Source organism: Dyella ginsengisoli (assembly GCF_044904665.1).
Taxonomy (GTDB): Bacteria; Pseudomonadota; Gammaproteobacteria; order Xanthomonadales; family Rhodanobacteraceae; genus Dyella_A; species Dyella_A ginsengisoli.
Genome location: NZ_JADIKM010000004.1, coordinates 269,874 through 287,418, shown reverse-complemented (window position 1 = coordinate 287,418; position 17,545 = coordinate 269,874). Strand labels below are relative to the sequence as shown.

Here is a 17,545-nt window from a genome sequence, read left to right as displayed (position 1 = left end):
GCATTCCCGCGAGACCGCCACCGATTCATGCCGCAGCGCCTTGCCGCCGCCGGCGGCTTCATCGCGCGCGTTGCCAGCACCCGCGACAGCGCGCGCCTCATCACCAGGGGAGAACCTCCAATGCAACCGCAACCGCGTCACCGCCGCGCCAGCCTGTGGCTGTTCGCCGCCTGCGTGGCGCTTTACCTGGGCCTGCTCGGCCCGTGGCTGATCTCGGCCGCCAGCACGCTGGCGGTCGCGGCGGGCCTGATTTTTCTGGTCGCCCTGCTCGTCTGGGCCTGGCGACTGTTTGGACGTCCATTCAACTAAGGAAAGCCAACATGAAATCCATTTTTTCCGCCCGCACTTTGGTGGGCCTGTTCGTGCTCGCGCTGGCTGCGCTGTCGCTGACCCAGTGCAGCAAGGTGCCGGCCGGCAACGTCGGCGTGAAGTTCAAGCTGTACGGCGACGGCAAGGGCTCGCTGCAGGAGCTGCAGCCGGGCCGCTACTGGGTGGGCTGGGGCTACGACCTGTACACCTTCCCCACCTTCACCCAGAACTACACCTGGACCCGCAGTCCCACCGAGGGCTCGCCCAACGACGAGTCGCTGACCTTCCAGACCGTGGAGGGGCTCTCGGTGAACGCGGACGTGGGCATCACCTACCACATCAATCCGGACAAGGTGACCACGATCTTCCAGAAGTACCGCAAGGGGGTGAACGAGATCACCGACATCTACCTGCGCAACATGGTGCGCGACTCGCTGGTGAAGGAGTCCAGCTCGCTGGGCATCGAGTCGGTCTATGGTCGCGGCAAGGCCTCGCTGATCCAGTCCGTGCAGGACGACGTGAGCCAGCAGGTGGGGCCGACCGGCATCGTGATCGAGAAGATCTACTGGATCGGCGAACTGCGCCTGCCGGCGACGGTGGTGCAGTCGATCAACGCCAAGATCCAGGCCACGCAGATGGCCGAGCAGCGCAAGAACGAGATCGCCCAGGCGCAGGCCGAGGCGGCCAAGGAAGTGGCGATGGCCGAAGGCAAGGCCAAGGCGCAGCTGACCATCGCCGAGGCCGAGGCGCAGGCGATCCGCGTCAAGGGCGACGCGCTGCGCGCCAACCCGGACATCATCCACATGACCGCAGTGGAAAAGTGGAACGGCCAGCTGCCGATGTACACCGGCGGCGGCTCGGTGCCGCTGATCCAGTTGCCGGAAGCGAAGTGAGCAAGTGATATGGGAGCGGCGACGGAGCGATCCGTCGCCGCTTTTTCTTGAGGCTCGCGAAGGGTCCCGACGTTGCACTGCAGGAGCGCGCTTGCGCGCGATGCTCTCAGTCACGTCACGGAGTAGAGCATCGCGCGCAAGCGCGCTCCTACAGGTGAAGCTTTAGGCGAGTTGCACTACGCGGCGAGGCTGGCCAGCAGGTTCTTCCCCACAGCCGTGGGGCCGGCGCCGGAGCGACCACCGCGCCCCACCACCATTGCGCCTTCCAGCGCCGACAGCATCAGCTCGGCAAGATTGGCCGCGCGTTGTCCGGTGGCCACCTGCCCGCTGCGCTGCGCATCACGGAAGGCGGCGGTGAGCCAGGTGAGGTTGAGCTGGAAGAAGCCGGCGACGGCATCGGCGACGTCTGCCGGCAAGGCGTCCGCCTCGGCACCGAGCATGCCGCACACGCACAGGCGGCCGTCCTGCGCGTAGGTGGTGGCGAACAGCTGCACGTACGCCTTCAGCCGGGCCAGCGGATCGCGCCGGGCCACGTCGATTGCCGCCAGTGCGGACTCGAAGCGCTCGGTGTAGCGCCGCGCCAGCGCGGCGACGAGGTCGGCCTTGGTGCGGAAGTGGTGGTGCACGCTGGGCTTGCGGATGCCCACCGCCTGCGCCACGTCGTCGAAGGAAAACCCGCCGTAGCCGCGTTGCTGGATCAGCGCCTCGGCCACGTCCATCACCCGTTCGGCGGTCCCTGCCGGTGTCTGGTTCATGCGGCGGCGTCCTCGGTGTGTGCGATCAGGTGGCCGGTCTTGACCAGAATGGTGCAGCCCTCGCGGCTGAAGGGCTGGTGCTGGCTCATGTGCGGACTGCGGAGCCAGCTGCCGGCCGGGTAGCGGCCGTGCTCGTCTTCGAATACGCCGTCCACCACCAGGATCTCCTCACCGCCGTAGTGGCGGTGCGGATTGAAATACGTACCCGGAGCCCAGCGCACCAGCGCGGTGTGCTCGGTGCGGAAATCGTGCAGCGGCATCACCGTGAGGCCCGGCACCAGCCCAGGCAGCCAAGGCTCCTTGCGGGTGTGCACCACCACGCGCGCCTGATCGACCGGGTCGAAATAGCGCAGCTTCACGAACAGCACGCAGCCGCCGTCCGACCACGGCGCGTGCGCCGAGCCGGGCGGATTGCGGATGTAGGAGCCGGGTCCGAAGCGGCCGCTCTCGTCGCAGAACTCGCCCTCCAGCACGAACAGCTCCTCGCCCATCTCGTGCACGTGGCGGGGGAAGTGCGAACCCGGCGCGTAGCGCACGATGGAGGTGGCGCGGGCCACCTCGTCGCCGTCGCGTTCGAGCATCTTGCGCTGGACGCCGGCGGAGGGCGATTCCACCCAATCCATCGCGGAGGAATCGACGACGGCGCGTTCGGACCAGTCGGAACGGAGTTGCATGTCAGCTGCCTACCTATTGGAAGGTAGACAGAATCACGCCGCCCTGCCCAGCGGTCAAGCGCGGCACGACGTCGCGGCCGCACGGTGGCCCGCGCTGGGCAGCGACGCGCGCTGCAGGTAGATTGACCGCTCGCACACGGAGCCGCGCCCATGATCCCTCGCTTCAGCGATCACGCCGCCAACGAACGCACCTACCTGGCGTGGGTGCGCACGGCGATCACGGTGATGGCGTTCGGCTTCCTGCTGGAGCGGTTCGACATCTTCCTGGCCTATGCGAGCCACGCGATGGGCGCCACGATGCCGAAACTGCACGTGCGCGCCTCGGAGTGGCTGGGCTTGGCACTGCTGGCGTTTGGCGCGCTGCTGGTGCTGCTGGCAACCCTGAGCTTTCATCGCAACCGCGCCGCGATCGACCGCGAAGGCACCGAGCTTTACCGCAACGCGGGAATGGAGCGGGCGCTGTCGGGCATGCTGATCGCCATGGCGGTGTTCCTGGTGGTCTACGTGGCGCAGCAGGTGGTGGCGCTGGGCTGAGCATCACCCATCCGCCAAGGAGCATGCCCATGATTCGCCCCCTGATCCTCGCCGTGCTCATGAGCGCCGGCCTGACCGCCGCCGAGCCGCTGCCGAACCGGCCGGTGCCCGCGCTGGACCTCGCCCGCTACGCCGGCACGTGGCATGAGATCGCGCATCTGCCGCTGTTCTTCCAGCGCAAGTGCATCGACACCATCACCGCCACCTACACGCCGCTTCCGGATGGCACGCTCACCGTGCGCAACGCCTGCCGCACGGCGAAAGGCATGGACGCCTCCGACGGTGTGGCGCGTCGGGTCGATGCCGGCTCCGGCGCACTCAAGGTGCGCTTCGCCCCCGGCTGGCTGGCGTGGCTGCCAATGGTTTGGGCCGACTACTGGGTGATCGAGCTGGACCCGGATTACCGTTGGGCGGTGGTCGGCAGCCCGAGCCGAAAATACCTGTGGGTGCTGTCGCGCGAGCCGTCGATGCCCGCCACGCAGTTTCGCGCCATCCGCGATCGTGCCGCCGCACGCGGCTATCCGGTCGATCGCCTGATCATGGCCGCGCCGCTGGACTGACCTGCGCAGGAATGACCCCATGTGGACCTGGACCGGCCGCGCGCGTCCGCCCTTCGCCATCGAACCCGGCCCCGGCCAAGAGTCGGTGTGGGACTATCCGCGCCCGCCCCGGCTGGCGAAGGACCCGCGACACGTCACGGTGCATGCGGGCAACGCCTGCATCGCCGACACCACGCGCGCGGTGCGCGTGCTGGAAACCGCCAGCCCGCCCACGTTCTACCTGCCCCCGCACGACATCGACCTCGACCGACTGCGCCCTGCTCCGGGCAGCTCGCACTGCGAGTGGAAGGGCCGCGCCGTCTACTGGAGCGTGCGCGACGACGATGGCCAATGGCTCGAGGCGGTGGGCTGGAGCTATCCCGATCCCGCGCCAGCGTTTGCATCCATGGCAGGGTGGCTGTCGTTCTATCCGGCACGGCTGCGCTGCACGGTGGCCGGCGAGCGGGTTCGACCGCAACCGGGAAGCTTCTACGGCGGCTGGCTCACCGACGAGATCGTCGGCCCGGTGAAGGGCTCGCCCGGCACCGGCCACTGGTAGCCGCACGGCTCCATCCATCGGGGCATGCTTCACATCCCGCCCACGCCGTCGACGCCTGCTCATGATCCCCTCCCCGACCGAGACCCGCGCGCCCCTGCTGCACGATCAGCGCGCGCCGGCCCGCGCATTGGTGACCGGCGCCAGTCGCGGCATCGGCCTGGCGCTGGTGCGCGAGCTGCTGGCGCATCCGCAAGTGGTGCGGATCACCGCCGTGGCGCGGCAGGCCACGCGCAGCGATGCACTCGCGGCGCTGCGCGCCGAAGCTGGTGAGCGCCTGCAATGTATCGATGCCGACCTCACCGACGACCAGGCGCTGGCCGATCTGGCGACGCACCTGCGCGGGCAACATCCCACCCTCGACCTGGTGATCAACGCGGCCGGCGTGCTGCATGGCGACGGCATCCGCCCGGAAAAATCGGTGACGCAGGTGCGGCGCGCCGCGCTGGAGCGGGTGTTCGCGCTCAACGCGTTTGCGCCGATCCTGCTGGCGCAGGCGCTGCTGCCGCTGCTTACGGGTGCGTGCGTGTTCGCGTCGCTGTCGGCGCGGGTGGGCTCGATCGGCGACAACCGCCTGGGCGGCTGGTATGCCTACCGTGCCTCCAAGGCCGCGCAGAACCAGCTGATGAAAACCTTCGCCATCGAGCTGGCGCGGCGCAACCCAAAGGCCTGCTGCCTGCTGCTGCATCCGGGCACGGTGGATACCTCGCTGTCGGCGCCGTTCCAGGCCAACGTGCCGGCGGAGAAACTGTTCGCGCCCGAGCGCGCCGCTGCACAGTTGCTGGGCGTCATCGCGCGGGCCACGCCGGCGGACAGCGGGCGCTTCATCGCGTGGGATGGCACGGACATTCCCTGGTAGGCGCATCCCTGCGCCCGGGGGATGGCTTACCTGGCGGCCGACGTTGCGGCGGCCGGAGCGGCATGCAGACCGCTGCCAACGAGGCGGGCGCGCACGTCGCGCAGCTTGGCCTTCACCGCGGCTTCGTTGGCCGGGCCGATGCGCACCATCGCCTTCTGCCCCACCGACAGCCCCTGCAGCGCCGGATCGGCGAACGCATAGGCTTGCTTGTACGGCGCCACGATCAGCGGCTGGGTGGGCTCGGGGGCGGCGAGCAGGTGGTCGATCACCGCGATCAGCCGGTCGTTGAAGTAGGCCCTGGGATAGCCCAGCTCCACGTAGGCCTGCTGGAACAGCGGGTAGTAGTGCACGTACCAGTCGACCAGCGCCTGCGAGTCGACGCCCGCCATCGCCTGCATGTACGGCGCATAGCGCGCCGCGTTGGCCGCACCGATCACGCTCTGCCCGTTGGCCTGCTCCATCTGCAGGCTGCCCTTGGCCGGCTTCACCGGCAGGATGAAGCGGCCCATGTCCGAATGCGGCAACGCATCCACGGTGGCCACGATGCGCGGGATGATCGACTGGCGCACCAGCCATGCCCCGATGTCGCCGCCCTTGGCCAGCGCGATCAGGCTGTCGGCCACGTTCGCATCGCTGTCGGCCAGGGCCGGCAGCGGCGCCGTGCTGGCCGGGGTGGGGCCGCTGTCGGCCTGCGCGATCGGGTGTGCGATGGCGGGCGCGGTGCTGGCTGGCGCGGGCGATGACGCTGCCGGTGCAACCGATGACGCCGGCTTGGTGTCGGCCTGGCGCGCGCGCTGCGCGAGGAAGTAGGCGGCACCGGCGATAACCAGCAGTGCGATGGCGGCGATGACCCAGCCGCCGCCGGAAGAACGCTTGCTCATGATGTGGGGACCTCTGCGAATACCGAAATCACGGGACCCGGCACGGCCGGGATGGTTCACTCAAGTCGCTGCCGCCGCGGTCGAGACAGGGAGAAGCGCCTGCCGCGACATGCCGGAATGACTGCGTCGCGGCTGCCGCAGCATTTGCCCGTGGCTTGGGCTATCGTGGCGCGACTGGGGCAGCGCTATCGGCCATGGTAACAACCGGGGACGTATCGGGTATGGGGGAAGCTGCAGCACACGCGGTATTCGGTTACTACACGGCCGCGCTGGTGGCCACGGCGTGCATCGCGGTCACGTCCAGCATCCAGTTCATCCTGATCGGCCTTCGCCAGCAGCGCGACCAGCTCTATCTCTCCTACGCGATGCTGTGCCTGTGCATTGCCGGGCTCGCCTTTTTCAACGCGCTGTTCGGGCTGGCGCAGACACAGCTCCACGCGGTGGAGATGCTGCGCGCCATGTGCATGGCGGCGGCGCTGTCGTTTCCGTTCTTCTTCACCTTCGTCGGTTGCTACACCGGCCGGCCGCTGCGGCGGCGGACGCTGGCCATCATCACCGCGGTGTGTGTCGCCTTTTTGCTGGTCAACCAGTTTTCGCCCGGCACGATGTTCTATTCGCGCATCAGTGGCATGCAGACATCCGAACTGCCGTGGGGCGAATGGGTGACCAAGCTCAACGGCATCCCCTCGCCGCTGGGCTGGACCTTCCATCTGCTCACTTATCTGGCCTTCGCCTGGGCGCTGGCGATGGTGGCGCTGCAGTTCCGCCGTGGCGACCGCCTCCCCGCCATGCTGCTGGGACTGTGCCTGGCCGTGCAGTTCTCCGCGCTGTTGTGGGGCGACATCGTGATCGACCTGATGGGCATGCCCTACCCGTACGTGGATGCGTTCTCGTTCCTGCCGTTCGTGCTGCTGATGGGCCTGTCGATGGCCAGCCAGCTGCACCAGCGCACGCTGCAGCTGGAGCAGACCACGCGCCGCCTGCGCGCCGAGGCCAGCACGCGCGAACAGGCCGAACTGAGCCTGCGCCACCTCGCCTACCACGACGCGCTCACCGGCCTGCCCAACCGCCTGCGTATCCTGGACATGATCGCCGAGAGCGCCACCGGCGCCCGGCGCACGCGCAGCCACTGCGCGGCGATGGTGATCGACCTGGACAACTTCAAGACGATCAACGATGCGCTCGGCCACCACGTCGGCGACCGCATGCTCGAAGCGGTGGCCGACCGCCTGCTCGCCGCCGCACCAGCGGAAGCGGCGCTGGGCCGGCTCGGCGGCGATGAGTTCATGGTGGTGGTGGAGCATCTGCCGGCGGACGTCGAAGAGGCCGGCGCGCAGGCGCAGCAGATCGCCCAGGACGTGCGCGCCCGACTCGCCGCGCCGATCAACGTGGACAGCAACGTGCTGGCGGTGGGCGCCAGCGTGGGTGTGGCGCTTTTTTCCGGCCGCGACGGCGATGCGCCCGACGTGATCCGCCGCGCCGACATCGCGCTGTATCGCGCCAAGGCCGCCGGCCGCAACGCGGTGCGCCTGTTCGAGCCGGAGATGCAGAGTGTGGCCGACGAGCGCCTGGAGCTGGAGCGCGGCCTGCGCGCGGCGGTGGAGAGCCTGGGCAGCGAGACTTCGTTCCAGCTGCATTTCCAGCCGCAGGTAAGCATTCGCGGCCGTCTGCTGGGCGCCGAGGCGCTGCTGCGCTGGCGCCATCCCACGCTGGGCGATGTCGCGCCGGACGTGTTCATTCCGATCGCCGAGGAGACCGGACTGATCCATGCGCTCGGCGCGTGGGTGATCGGCGAGGCCTGCGCGCGCATCCGCGAGTGGGACGCGCACCGGGTGGACTTCGGCGAGCATCTGGCGGTCAACGTGAGCCCCTGGCAGCTGGCGCATCCGGACTTCGTCGATCGCACCGAGAAGCTGGTGCGCGAAGCCGGCGTGCAGCCCGGCCGCATCACACTGGAACTCACCGAGAGCGCCCTGCTGCAGGGCTTCGAGGCGGCACTGCAGACCATGTATGCGCTGGCGGGCATCGGCTTCCGGCTGGCGCTGGACGATTTCGGCACCGGCTACTCCTCGCTGAGCTACCTCAGCCAGCTGCCGCTGCACGAGTTGAAGATCGACCGCTCTTTCATCTGCGGCCTGCGCCCGGAAGCGCACAGCCCGCTGGCCAGCTTCATCGTGGATGTGGGTCGCCGGCTGGGTATGACCACCATCGCCGAGGGCGTGGAAAGTGAAAGCCAGCGCGCCACGCTCGACACCCTGGGCTGCGATGGCCTGCAGGGTTACCTGATCTGTCCGCCGCTGCCGGCCGGGGCCTTCGTGGCGTGGCTGGAGCAGCGCGAGAACACCCGCCACCCCGCCCGTGCGGACGAACGCGGCGCCTGAACACGCGCCATCGCCGGGCACGCCGCGTCATCTTTGGTCCGGCTGCGGCCAAGCCCAACTCATGCCGCGCCAGGCAAGGAGCCCTCATGCATCCGCGTCGCCTGCTGTTTTGTCTCGTCGCGCTGTTCGCCCTGTGGCTGGGCGGCTGTGTCGCCGGCGGTGATCCGCGCCTGCCGATTCCCACCACCCTGGTCCCGGCGCCGACGCCGGCGACCCGGCTGGTGGTGGTGCTGCCCGGGCGTGGCGACAGCCTCGATTCGCTGACCCGCACGGGCATTGCGCAGCTGATTCAGCAGCAGTGGCCGGACGCCGACGTGATGCTGACCGGGCTGACCATGCCGTATTACCGGCAGGACCGGGCCATTCCCCGCCTGCATGACGAGATCATGACGCCGGCGCGAGGCCGCTACCGCCAGGTGTTGCTGGCCGGCATCTCGCTCGGTGGCTTGGGCGCCCTGCTGTACGACCGGGCCTACCCGGGCGAGGCGGACGGCCTGCTGCTGATATCGCCGTACCTTGGCGACGGCGCCATCCACCGCGAGATCCGCGACGCCGGCGGGCTGGACACCTGGCAGCCCGGCCCGGTGCAGCCGATCGGCCCATCCACCTTCCAGCGCGAGCTTTGGCGCTACCTCAAGGACTGGTCGAACCATCCCGGGCGCACCCGCACCACCTGGCTGGCCTACGGCGACAGCGAGCGGTTCCGGGCATCGATCGAGCTGATGAGCCCGCGATTGCCGGCCGACCACGTGATCATGCTGCCGGGTCACCACAACTGGACGCTGTGGCGATCCGCGACCAGGGCGCTGCTGGAACGCGCCGGCCCGCCGCACCCGGGGCCCCACGCCGCGGGTGCCGCCAGCGGCAGTAACGGACGGCACGCGTCATCCCGCTGACCCCGATCAATACACGCCCGCCGATAACCTGTCACGCTGGACCGCTTCGCACCGGCACGGAACATGCTTGAGTCCCGGCATCCCCACCTCCCTGCCACCAGTTGCTTCCGATGACCCCTGATCCCTGTCCGGTTCCGCTCGCCAACGTGATCGACCTGTTGGTCGACGCGATCTGCGTCGTGCGCGCGGACACCGAGATCGTGTTCATCAGCGCCGCCAGCGAGCGCATCTTCGGCTATCGGCCCGAGGAGATGATCGGCCGCCACATGTCCGAGTTCATGCATCCGGATGACCGCGAGCGCACGCTGCTGCACGCGCAGCAGCTGGTGACCAGCGGGGCGCCGGGCTATTTCGAGAACCGCTACGTGCGCAAGGATGGCCGCGTGGTCGACCTGATGTGGACCGCGCGCTGGTCGGCGCAGGACGGCGTGCGCGTAGCCGTGGCGCGCGACATCACCGGGCGCAAGCGCGCCGAGTCGATGCAGGCGGCGCTCTATGCCATCTCCGAGGCCGCGCATACCACCGCCGACCTCGGCGCGTTGTTCCAGCGCGTGCACCAGATCATCGCCGGGTTGCTGCCTGCGCGGAATTTCTTCGTGGCGCTGTACGACGCCGAGCGGGACGAACTGAGCTTTCCCTACTTCGTGGACGACTTCGATGCAGCCCCGGACCCGCGCCCGCTCGACTCCGGCACACTGAGTGCCGAGGTGGTGCGCAGCGGCGAGCCGCTGCTGCTGCGCTCGGACGATGTCTCCACCGCCAACGAGCGCGTGCGCGCGATCATGGCGCGGCGGCCCATCGGCCATGCGCCGCTGGCCTGGCTGGGCGTGCCGCTGATCGCCCAGCGCGGGGTGATCGGCGCGCTGGTGGTGCAGAGCTACACCGGCGACGTCACCTACAGCGATGACGACACGCATCTGCTCCAGTTCGTCTCCACCCAGGTGGCGGCGGCGATCGAGCGCAAGCAGATCGAGGCGCGCCTCAACCACATGGCGCGCTACGACCACCTCACCGACCTGCCCAACCGCGCGCTGTTCCGCGACCGCCTGCAGAATGCGCTGACCCGAGCGCGACGCGACCTGGAGCGCGTGGCGATGCTGTATCTGGATCTGGATCGCTTCAAGGAAATCAACGACCAGCTGGGCCACGCCGCAGGCGACCTCCTGCTGTGCGAAGTCGCGCGCCGGCTCGGCAGTTGCGTGCGCGAATCGGACACCGTCGGCCGGCTGGGTGGCGACGAATTCGCCGTACTGCTGCCGCGTATCGTCAAGCCGGAAGACGCCATGGCGGTTGCCGAGAAGATCCGCCGCGAGCTGCACCGGCCGTTCGAGCTGGACGGCCGCCCGGCCACGGTGTCGGCCAGCATCGGCATCGCGCTCTATCCGGACCATGGCGACAGCGAAGATGCCCTGCTCAAGCTGGCCGATGACGCGATGTACGCCGCCAAGCGCCGCGGCGGCAACCGCCTGCTGATGTCCACCACACCACCCCCTGCCGGCGCCTGACGCCGCGGCAACAGCGCTCCCGTTGACGAGGATCAACTCGATCCCGCATTCCGCGCGCAAGTCTGGTGACCCCCACCTCAGTTGCCCCGGAGATGCCGTCATGCGCTACCCCACCGTGTTTGTCCTCGCTGCCCTGACCCTGGCGGGGAGCCTGCCGTCATCCACCCTCTTCGCGGCACAGCACGGCCGCCCGGCCACCGGCGGTGCGGGACGAGGCGACGTGCAGCGCGATCGGCTGCATGACCAGGATCGGCTGCACGATCAGGACCGCCTGTACGATCGTGACCGCCTGCGCGACCGCGACCGCGACACCATCTACGGCTCGCAGCTGATGACCTCCTCCGAACGCAGCGCCTACCGGAAGAAGATGCGCAGCCTCAAGACCGAACAGGAGCGCGAGGCGTTCCGTACCCAGCATCACGAGGAAATGCAGCAGCGTGCGCAGGAGCGCGGCGTGAAACTCCCCGACAGCCCACCGGCCCAGGGCGCGCGCGGCGGCATGGGCCAGGATCCGGCCACGCAGCGCGTACGCGAGCAGACCGAGCAGGAAACCCGCGAACGCACGCAGCAAGGCACGCCGTCATCGTCCGGCCAAGGCACGCCGACCCGCGAGCAGACCGAGCAGGAGCAGCGCGAGCGCAGCTCTGGAGACCAGAGCGACGGCCACTGATCCGCGCATCGACCTCACACCACAGGAGCAGCACCATGCGACCACTCTTCCTCATCGCATCGCTGTCGCTGGCCAGCGCGCTGGCTGCGCCGGCGTGGTCGCAGTCGGACCTGCAGAAGCAGGCGCAGCAACTGTTCAAGCCCATCCCTTCGTCGCCGCCCGCCCTGCCGGGCAATCCGGCGACGGCCGAACGCGTGGCGCTGGGCAAGATGCTGTACTTCGACCCGCGCCTGTCCCAGAGCCACGCGATCAGCTGCAATTCCTGCCACATGATCGGCCTGGGCGGGGTGGACCTGCAGGAGACCTCGATCGGCCACCGCTGGCAGCGCGGTGGTCGCAACGCACCCACGGTGTACAACGCGGTGTTCGACGTCGCCCAGTTCTGGGACGGCCGCGCCAAGGACCTCGAGCAGCAGGCCGGCGGGCCGCTGGTCAACCCGGTGGAGATGGACACTACCGAGGCTCACGCGGTGGAGCAGCTGCGCGCCATTCCAGGCTACGGGCCGGAATTCGCCAAGGCCTTTCCCGGTAGCGGCGAGGCGATCACCTTCGACAACATCCGCCGCGCCATCGCCCTGTTCGAAGCGACCTTGATCACCCCGAACGCGCCGTTCGACCGCTACCTCAAGGGCGATGTCGCCGCACTCGATACCACCCAGACCGAGGGCCTGGCGCTGTTCATCGGCAAGGGCTGCGCGGCGTGCCACGCGGGCATCAACGTGGGCGGCGCCATGTACGCGCCATTCGGCGTGGTGGAGCGCCCCGGCGCTGAGATCCTGCCGCCCGGCGACCGCGGCCGCTTCGCGGTGACCAAGACGGTGAGCGATGCCTACGTGTTCCGCGTGCCGTCGCTGCGCAACGTGGCACTGACACCGCCGTACTTCCACTCGGGCAAGGTGTGGGATCTGCGCCAGGCGGTGGCCGTGATGGGCAGCAGCCAGCTCGGCGCACAGCTCACTGATGCGGAGATCGATCGCATCACGGCGTTCCTCGGCAGCCTCACCGCCGAGCAGCCGCAGGTCACGCTGCCGGTGCTGCCGCCCAGCGTGGCCGCGACGCCGCAGCCCAAGCCCTGAGGCAGGGGCCTGCACGATGAGCACGATTGCGCGCAGCCGCTACTCCATCACCGTCCGGCTCGCCCACTGGCTCACCGTGCTCGCCATCGCGGCCGCCTACTTGCTGGTGGAGCTGGGGGAGGACGACGAGCGCGGCGGCACACCCGCGCTGGCCATGCAGGGCCACTACCTCGCCGGGCTGGCGGTGCTGGCCCTGCTGGTGGTGCGCGTGGTCGGCATGGCGCGCGGCCATCGACCGCCCATCGTCCCCGCGCCCGGCCGCCTCACCGTGCTGGCGGCAGGCATCACGCACGCGGCGCTGTACCTGTTCCTGCTGGGGGAGCCGATCCTCGGCATCCTCTCGGTGAACTACGCGGGCGAAGCGGTCACCCTGCCGTGGTCGGGCGTAGCGCTGCCGATGCTGGTGCATGCCGACCCCGCTGCGCGCGAGGTGGTGGAGGAACTGCACGAGTTGCTCGGCGAGATCTTCTACTGGGTGATCGGCCTCCACGTGGCGGCCGCGCTGTGGCACCACGTGGTGAAACGCGACAACACGCTGCGCCGGATGCTTTGAACTCGCCGCAGCCGGGTGCGACGCTCAGGCCTTGCGCAGGAAGCAGGTCTTGAGCACCAGCCCCTTGATCTTCTCCGAGCTGCCCTCGATGTGCTCCGCGTCGCCATCCACCAGGCGGATGTTGCGGATCACCGTGCCCTGCTTGAGCGGAATCGAGGAGCCTTTCACCTTCAGATCCTTGATCACCAGCACCGTGTCGCCGTCGCTCAGCGCCTGGCCGTTGACGTCGCGCACCACCACCGCCTGCTCTTCCGCGGCCCCGTCGGACTGCAGCGGCCACTCGTGGCCGCAGTCGGGACAGATCCAGCTGGCGCCGTCCGGATAGGTGTTTTCCATGCCGCAACGCGGACACGCGGGGAGATCGAACATCGGGGCGACTCGGCCAGTGGGCGGGCAAGTATAAGCGGTCGCTACGCTCGGCCGGTACGACGCCCCTCGTAAGCCTGCAGGTGTACCCAGGCCAGATCCAGCAGCGGCGCGGCCTGTCCGGCCGCGTGAGCGCGCTGACGCATGTCGCCGACGATGTGCGCACCCTCGATGCGCTGGCCCGATTCCAGATCACGCAGCATCGAGGCGGTCACGGTGGAACCGGCCTGGGTGAGCATGCGCCGCGCGTTGTCCTGCGCCTCGCGCGGGATCGGTTGGCCCGCCGCGGCGGCAACCGCCACGCATTCGTCGTACATCGCCCCGATGAAGGCCTGCCCGCCCTCGGCGGCCACGATGGTGCCGATGCTCGCGCGCATCAGGCAGGTGGCGGCCGCCAGCGTGGTGAGAAAGGTGAACTTGATCCACAGGTCCTGCGCGATGTCCGGCGAATGGCGATGGTCCACCGCGGCCGCGGCGAACGCGGCGGCAAGCGCCTCGCATCGCGCGCTCCGGGCGTGGCCGTCGCGTTCGCCGAACGTCACCGAGGCCGGTTTGCCCAGGTGCAGCACCTCGCCCTGCTCGCCCTTCGTTGCACTGATGAAGCACAGCCCGCCGAGCACGCGCGGGGCGCCAAAGCGCGCATCCAGTGCCGCATAGTGGCGCAGGCCGTTGAGGATGGGCAGCACGGCAGTGCCCTCGCCCATCGCCGGCGCGATGGCCTCGATCGAGCTGTCCAGGTCGTAGGCCTTGCAGCTGAGCAGCACCAGGTCGAACGGCCGCTCGGCCGCCGCCGTGGCCAGCTCGCTGGCTACCAGATGCGCCACCGGAAACTGCGCGTCGCCCAGCGGACTGCGGATCACCAGGCCGTCTCGGGTAAGCTGGCTGGCGCGCGCCTCCCGTACCAGGAAGGTGACATCGACGCCGGCCTGGGCCAGGCGTCCGCCGAAATAGCCGCCGGTACCACCGGCGCCGAGAACCAACATGCGCATCGTCATTCGCGCTCCGTTGCGGATCGAGGGGAAAACGCCGCACCGGGCAGCGTGGGGATACCAGCATAAACGCTGGCCAGCCGCGTGACGCCCTTTTCACTCATGCGTGACGCACGCCTGCGCACCGTCAATTCGCTGCAATGTTTCCGTCGGAGTTCCCCATGCCCGCACGTTGGTACCGAACCGCCCTGGCACTGCTGGCCGCGCTCACCCTCGCCGGCTGCGCCACGCTGCGCAAGGACTTCCCCAAGGCGCACACCACCGCGCTGCCGCCGAAGGTGGACACGCCCAGCACACGCTACGTGCATCGCGAGGTGGCCAGGCACGACGAGCTGTCCGGCTTCCGCCTGCTCACCTTCAGCACCAACGCGCTGATGAGCCGCGTGGCGCTGGCCGACCATGCCGAGCACACGCTGGACCTGCAGTACTACATCTTCGCCAACGATGCGACCGGCCGGCTGGTGGCGCAGCGCCTGCTCGCCGCGGCCGATCGCGGCGTGCGCGTCCGGCTGCTGCTGGACGACATCAATGTCGACGGCCAGGTCGACATGCTCGACGCGCTCGACTCGCACCCCAACATTGAAGTGCGCCTATTCAACCCATTCGGCACGCGCGCGCGCACCGGCCTGGGCAAGGCCGCGCAGTTCGTGCTCGACGGCAGCCGGCTCAACCACCGCATGCACAACAAGTCGTTCATCGCGGACAACACGGTGGCCATCGTCGGCGGGCGCAACATCGGCGACGACTATTTCGACGCCGGCGACAGCACGCACTTTCGCGACCTGGACCTGATCGCGATCGGTCCGGTGGTGCGCCAGGCCTCGCAGGCCTTCGACGAATACTGGAACTGCGACGCCGCCTATCCGGTGAAAGCCTTCAGCGGCAAGCATCCCGGCCACCTGGAACTGGCCACGCTGCGCCAGCAGCTGGGCAAGGATGCGCGCAAGTTCGCGCAGAGCGACTACGCCCAGGCCACGCTGGAGCAGCTGCCGCACGGTCCGTCCGGCGATCGCCCGGGCAAGTGGTTCTGGGGCAAGGCCACCTTGGTGGCTGACCAGCCGGCCAAGATCGACGCCGACGAGGACGATCCCAGCCTGCGCATCGGCCCCGACATCAAGGCCATGCTCGACGGCGCGCGGCGCGACGTGCGGCTGATCTCGCCGTACTTCATCCCCGGCGACGAGGGCACCGCGTTCCTCGCCGGCCTGGCGGCACGCGGCGTGCGCGTGCAGGTGTTGACCAATTCGCTGGCCTCCACCGACGAGCCGGCCGTGCATGCGGGCTACTCGCGCTACCGGCTGCCGCTGCTGCGTGGTGGCGTGCAGTTGTATGAACTGCGTCCCGCGCCGGGCGCCAAGCAGCCCGCCACCGATGCCGGCAAATCCTCCGGCGTGAGCCTGCACGCCAAGGCCATCGTGGTGGATTCGCACGAGGTGTTCATCGGCTCGATGAACATGGACGAGCGCTCCAAGCTGCTCAACACCGAGATGGGCATCATCGTCGACAACGCGCCGCTGGCCGCCGCCGTGGAGCGCTACTTCGACGACGCCACCAAGCCCACCAGTGCCTGGCGCGTGATGCTCGATCCCGGCAAGCCGGCGGCCGATGCCGGGCTGCGCTGGCAGGGCGACGAAGGCGGCCAACTGGTCACCCACGACAGCGACCCCGACGCCACCACCGGCCGCAAGGCCGAGGTGGGCTTGATCAAGCTGCTGCCGGTGGAGAGCCTGCTGTGAGGCGCCGCCCGATCATGGTCCGTCTCATGCTGGTTGCGGTGCTGCTGCTCGTCACGTTCACTGCGCTGGCCCAATCGCCCCCTGCGGTCGAGCAGCGCAAGATCGACTACTTGATCCAGTCCGTGGCGCAACTCAAGGGCGCGCAATTCATCCGCAACGGCAGCGCCTACCACGCCGCCGCGGCGGTGCATCACCTCGAACTGAAGCGGCATTACGCCGGCGATCGCGTGCGCAGCGCCGACGACTTCATCCGGCTGTGTGCCACCGGCTCGTCGATGTCGGGCAAGCCATACACGATCCGCTTCGCCGATGGCCACGTCGAAACGGTGGCGGACTGGCTGCGCGCGCGGCTGTTCGCCTGGCACGACGCTCCCGTCAGCCTCGCACCCGGTTCACCAACCACAAGCCCACGCCGATAAGCACGCCGCCAAACAGCTGCAGCGGAGACAGGGTGGTGTGCAGCACGGCGAACGACAGCAGCACGGCGAACAGCGGCGCCAGGAATAGCCAGCCGCTGGCGTGGGTGGCGCCGCCGCGACGCAGCGCCACGAACCACAGCCCGAACGACCCGGTGGACGCCGGCACCGCCAGCCACGCGAACCACAGCCACGCGCGCGCACCGACATCCGCCGGCCATCGTTCGCCGCCTGTGTAGGCCAGCGCCAGCAGCACCAGCGCGCCGATCAGCATCTGCCAGAAATTGAGCGCCAATCCGCCGATCGGCAGCGCTGCGCGCTTGTTGATGGTGGTGGCCACCGCCCAGCACACCGCCGATGCCAGACAGCACAGCTCGCCGAACAAGGCCTCGCGCTGGCCCGTGAGCAAGGCGCCCGGCCCGATCGCCAGCGCCACGCCGAGCATGCCCAGTATCAGGCCCGCCACGCGCATCGGCCCCAGCGATTCGTGCAGGAACAGCCGTCCAAGCAAAGCCACCCAGATCGGATTGCTGAACAGCAGGATCGCTGCCGCCGCGGCCGGGATGCTGCGCATGCCGACAAACAGCAGCCCCATCACCGCCGCCGTCTGCAGCAGCCCGATCGCGCCGACCACCCATGCCTGCCGCGGCGCCATCGCCGGCGGCCACAGCTGCGCGCGCAGCGGAACGCGCGCCATCGCCAGCAGCGGCAGCGTGGCGATCGCCGCCAGCAGGAACCGCCAGCCCACCAGCAGGATTGCCGGCACGCCGAGGCCGAGCAGGATCTTGCCGGCGATGAAGCTCGAACCCATCAGGAAGGTGGCGCCGAGCAGGGTCGCGTAGAATCCGGCGTCCACGCTGGCGTGGCCGGGCGTGGCGCGAGTCATCGGCGGGTGCGGACGAGAGGCATGGCCAACACGCTAGCGAGCGCGGCGGCCGGCTGTCGACACGGCCTTGG

20 protein-coding genes are annotated in these 17,545 nt (G+C 69.2%); 14 read left to right on the top strand and 6 right to left on the bottom strand.

All coding sequences use genetic code 11. The features are described from left to right. The first annotated feature begins 120 nt into the window (after positions 1-120). Positions 121-309, top strand: coding sequence for a hypothetical protein (locus ISP17_RS15610; protein ID WP_404634838.1), 189 nt, complete (start codon positions 121-123; stop codon positions 307-309). A gap of 11 nt (positions 310-320) precedes the next feature. Next, positions 321-1,202 carry an SPFH domain-containing protein gene (locus ISP17_RS15605; RefSeq protein ID WP_404634836.1) on the top strand — a complete coding sequence of 294 codons (882 nt, stop codon included), beginning with the start codon at positions 321-323 and terminating at the stop codon, positions 1,200-1,202. A gap of 176 nt (positions 1,203-1,378) precedes the next feature. Here the strand turns inward: ISP17_RS15605 and ISP17_RS15600 are convergent, their stop codons facing one another. Next, a complete protein-coding gene (locus ISP17_RS15600; RefSeq protein ID WP_404634834.1) occupies positions 1,379-1,957 on the bottom strand; it encodes a TetR/AcrR family transcriptional regulator in 579 nt (192 codons plus the stop codon). After that, the gene (locus ISP17_RS15595) at positions 1,954-2,631 is read right to left on the bottom strand and encodes a cupin domain-containing protein (protein ID WP_404634832.1); all 678 of its coding nucleotides are present in this window, start codon (positions 2,629-2,631) and stop codon (positions 1,954-1,956) included. The genes ISP17_RS15600 and ISP17_RS15595 overlap by 4 nt, the downstream gene beginning before the upstream one ends. A gap of 150 nt (positions 2,632-2,781) precedes the next feature. On the opposite strand from ISP17_RS15595, the gene ISP17_RS15590 reads away from it, so the two are divergent. From ISP17_RS15590 to ISP17_RS15575, 4 genes are all read left to right on the top strand, one after another. Next, a complete protein-coding gene (locus ISP17_RS15590; RefSeq protein ID WP_404634830.1) occupies positions 2,782-3,165 on the top strand; it encodes a YidH family protein in 384 nt (127 codons plus the stop codon). A 29-nt stretch (positions 3,166-3,194) separates the two neighbouring features. Continuing rightward, entirely contained in the window at positions 3,195-3,725 is a 531-nt protein-coding gene (locus tag ISP17_RS15585; protein ID WP_404634828.1) for a lipocalin family protein, read from the top strand. A 19-nt stretch (positions 3,726-3,744) separates the two neighbouring features. Next, positions 3,745-4,263, top strand: coding sequence for a DUF427 domain-containing protein (locus ISP17_RS15580; protein ID WP_404634826.1), 519 nt, complete (start codon positions 3,745-3,747; stop codon positions 4,261-4,263). A 61-nt stretch (positions 4,264-4,324) separates the two neighbouring features. After that, a complete protein-coding gene (locus ISP17_RS15575; protein WP_404634824.1) occupies positions 4,325-5,119 on the top strand; it encodes an SDR family NAD(P)-dependent oxidoreductase in 795 nt (264 codons plus the stop codon). Positions 5,120-5,145: 26 nt separating this feature from the next. Here ISP17_RS15575 and ISP17_RS15570 read toward each other — a convergent pair whose 3' ends face one another. Then, positions 5,146-6,000: a DUF3014 domain-containing protein gene (locus ISP17_RS15570; protein ID WP_404634822.1), complete on the bottom strand. Its 855-nt coding sequence runs from the start codon at positions 5,998-6,000 to the stop codon at positions 5,146-5,148. 221 nt (positions 6,001-6,221) lie between these two features. Between ISP17_RS15570 and ISP17_RS15565 the strand changes: the two genes are divergently transcribed. The 6 genes from ISP17_RS15565 (at position 6,222) to ISP17_RS15540 (ending at position 13,081) form a co-directional block, all read left to right on the top strand. Next, complete coding sequence (locus ISP17_RS15565; RefSeq protein ID WP_404634820.1) at positions 6,222-8,381, top strand: putative bifunctional diguanylate cyclase/phosphodiesterase; 2,160 nt, start codon at positions 6,222-6,224, stop codon at positions 8,379-8,381. A gap of 86 nt (positions 8,382-8,467) precedes the next feature. After that, positions 8,468-9,277 (top strand): alpha/beta hydrolase, encoded by an 810-nt coding sequence (locus tag ISP17_RS15560; RefSeq protein WP_404634818.1) that lies wholly within the window; start codon positions 8,468-8,470, stop codon positions 9,275-9,277. A gap of 110 nt (positions 9,278-9,387) precedes the next feature. Then, on the top strand, positions 9,388-10,782 hold the full coding sequence (locus tag ISP17_RS15555) for a diguanylate cyclase domain-containing protein (protein WP_404634816.1): 1,395 nt from the start codon (positions 9,388-9,390) through the stop codon (positions 10,780-10,782). Between the two features lie 100 nt (positions 10,783-10,882). Beyond that, positions 10,883-11,452 (top strand): hypothetical protein, encoded by a 570-nt coding sequence (locus tag ISP17_RS15550; protein ID WP_404634814.1) that lies wholly within the window; start codon positions 10,883-10,885, stop codon positions 11,450-11,452. 35 nt (positions 11,453-11,487) lie between these two features. Continuing rightward, entirely contained in the window at positions 11,488-12,528 is a 1,041-nt protein-coding gene (locus tag ISP17_RS15545) for a cytochrome-c peroxidase (RefSeq protein WP_404634812.1), read from the top strand. A 16-nt stretch (positions 12,529-12,544) separates the two neighbouring features. After that, positions 12,545-13,081, top strand: coding sequence for a cytochrome b (locus ISP17_RS15540; RefSeq protein WP_404634810.1), 537 nt, complete (start codon positions 12,545-12,547; stop codon positions 13,079-13,081). A gap of 24 nt (positions 13,082-13,105) precedes the next feature. Here the strand turns inward: ISP17_RS15540 and ISP17_RS15535 are convergent, their stop codons facing one another. Next, entirely contained in the window at positions 13,106-13,450 is a 345-nt protein-coding gene (locus ISP17_RS15535; RefSeq protein WP_404634808.1) for a zinc ribbon domain-containing protein YjdM, read from the bottom strand. 41 nt (positions 13,451-13,491) lie between these two features. Continuing rightward, positions 13,492-14,436 (bottom strand): 2-dehydropantoate 2-reductase, encoded by a 945-nt coding sequence (gene panE / locus ISP17_RS15530; RefSeq protein ID WP_404634806.1) that lies wholly within the window; start codon positions 14,434-14,436, stop codon positions 13,492-13,494. A gap of 161 nt (positions 14,437-14,597) precedes the next feature. Here panE and ISP17_RS15525 point away from each other — a divergent pair, with 161 nt between their 5' ends. Then, positions 14,598-16,172 (top strand): phospholipase D family protein, encoded by a 1,575-nt coding sequence (locus ISP17_RS15525; protein WP_404634804.1) that lies wholly within the window; start codon positions 14,598-14,600, stop codon positions 16,170-16,172. Positions 16,173-16,186: 14 nt separating this feature from the next. Next, positions 16,187-16,591, top strand: coding sequence for a DUF5329 family protein (locus tag ISP17_RS15520; RefSeq protein ID WP_404634802.1), 405 nt, complete (start codon positions 16,187-16,189; stop codon positions 16,589-16,591). On the opposite strand, the gene ISP17_RS15515 is transcribed toward ISP17_RS15520, so the two are convergent. Then, positions 16,548-17,474: a DMT family transporter gene (locus tag ISP17_RS15515; protein ID WP_404634800.1), complete on the bottom strand. Its 927-nt coding sequence runs from the start codon at positions 17,472-17,474 to the stop codon at positions 16,548-16,550. The two genes, ISP17_RS15520 and ISP17_RS15515, sit on opposite strands and share 44 nt — an antisense overlap. Positions 17,475-17,545: the final 71 nt, after the last annotated feature.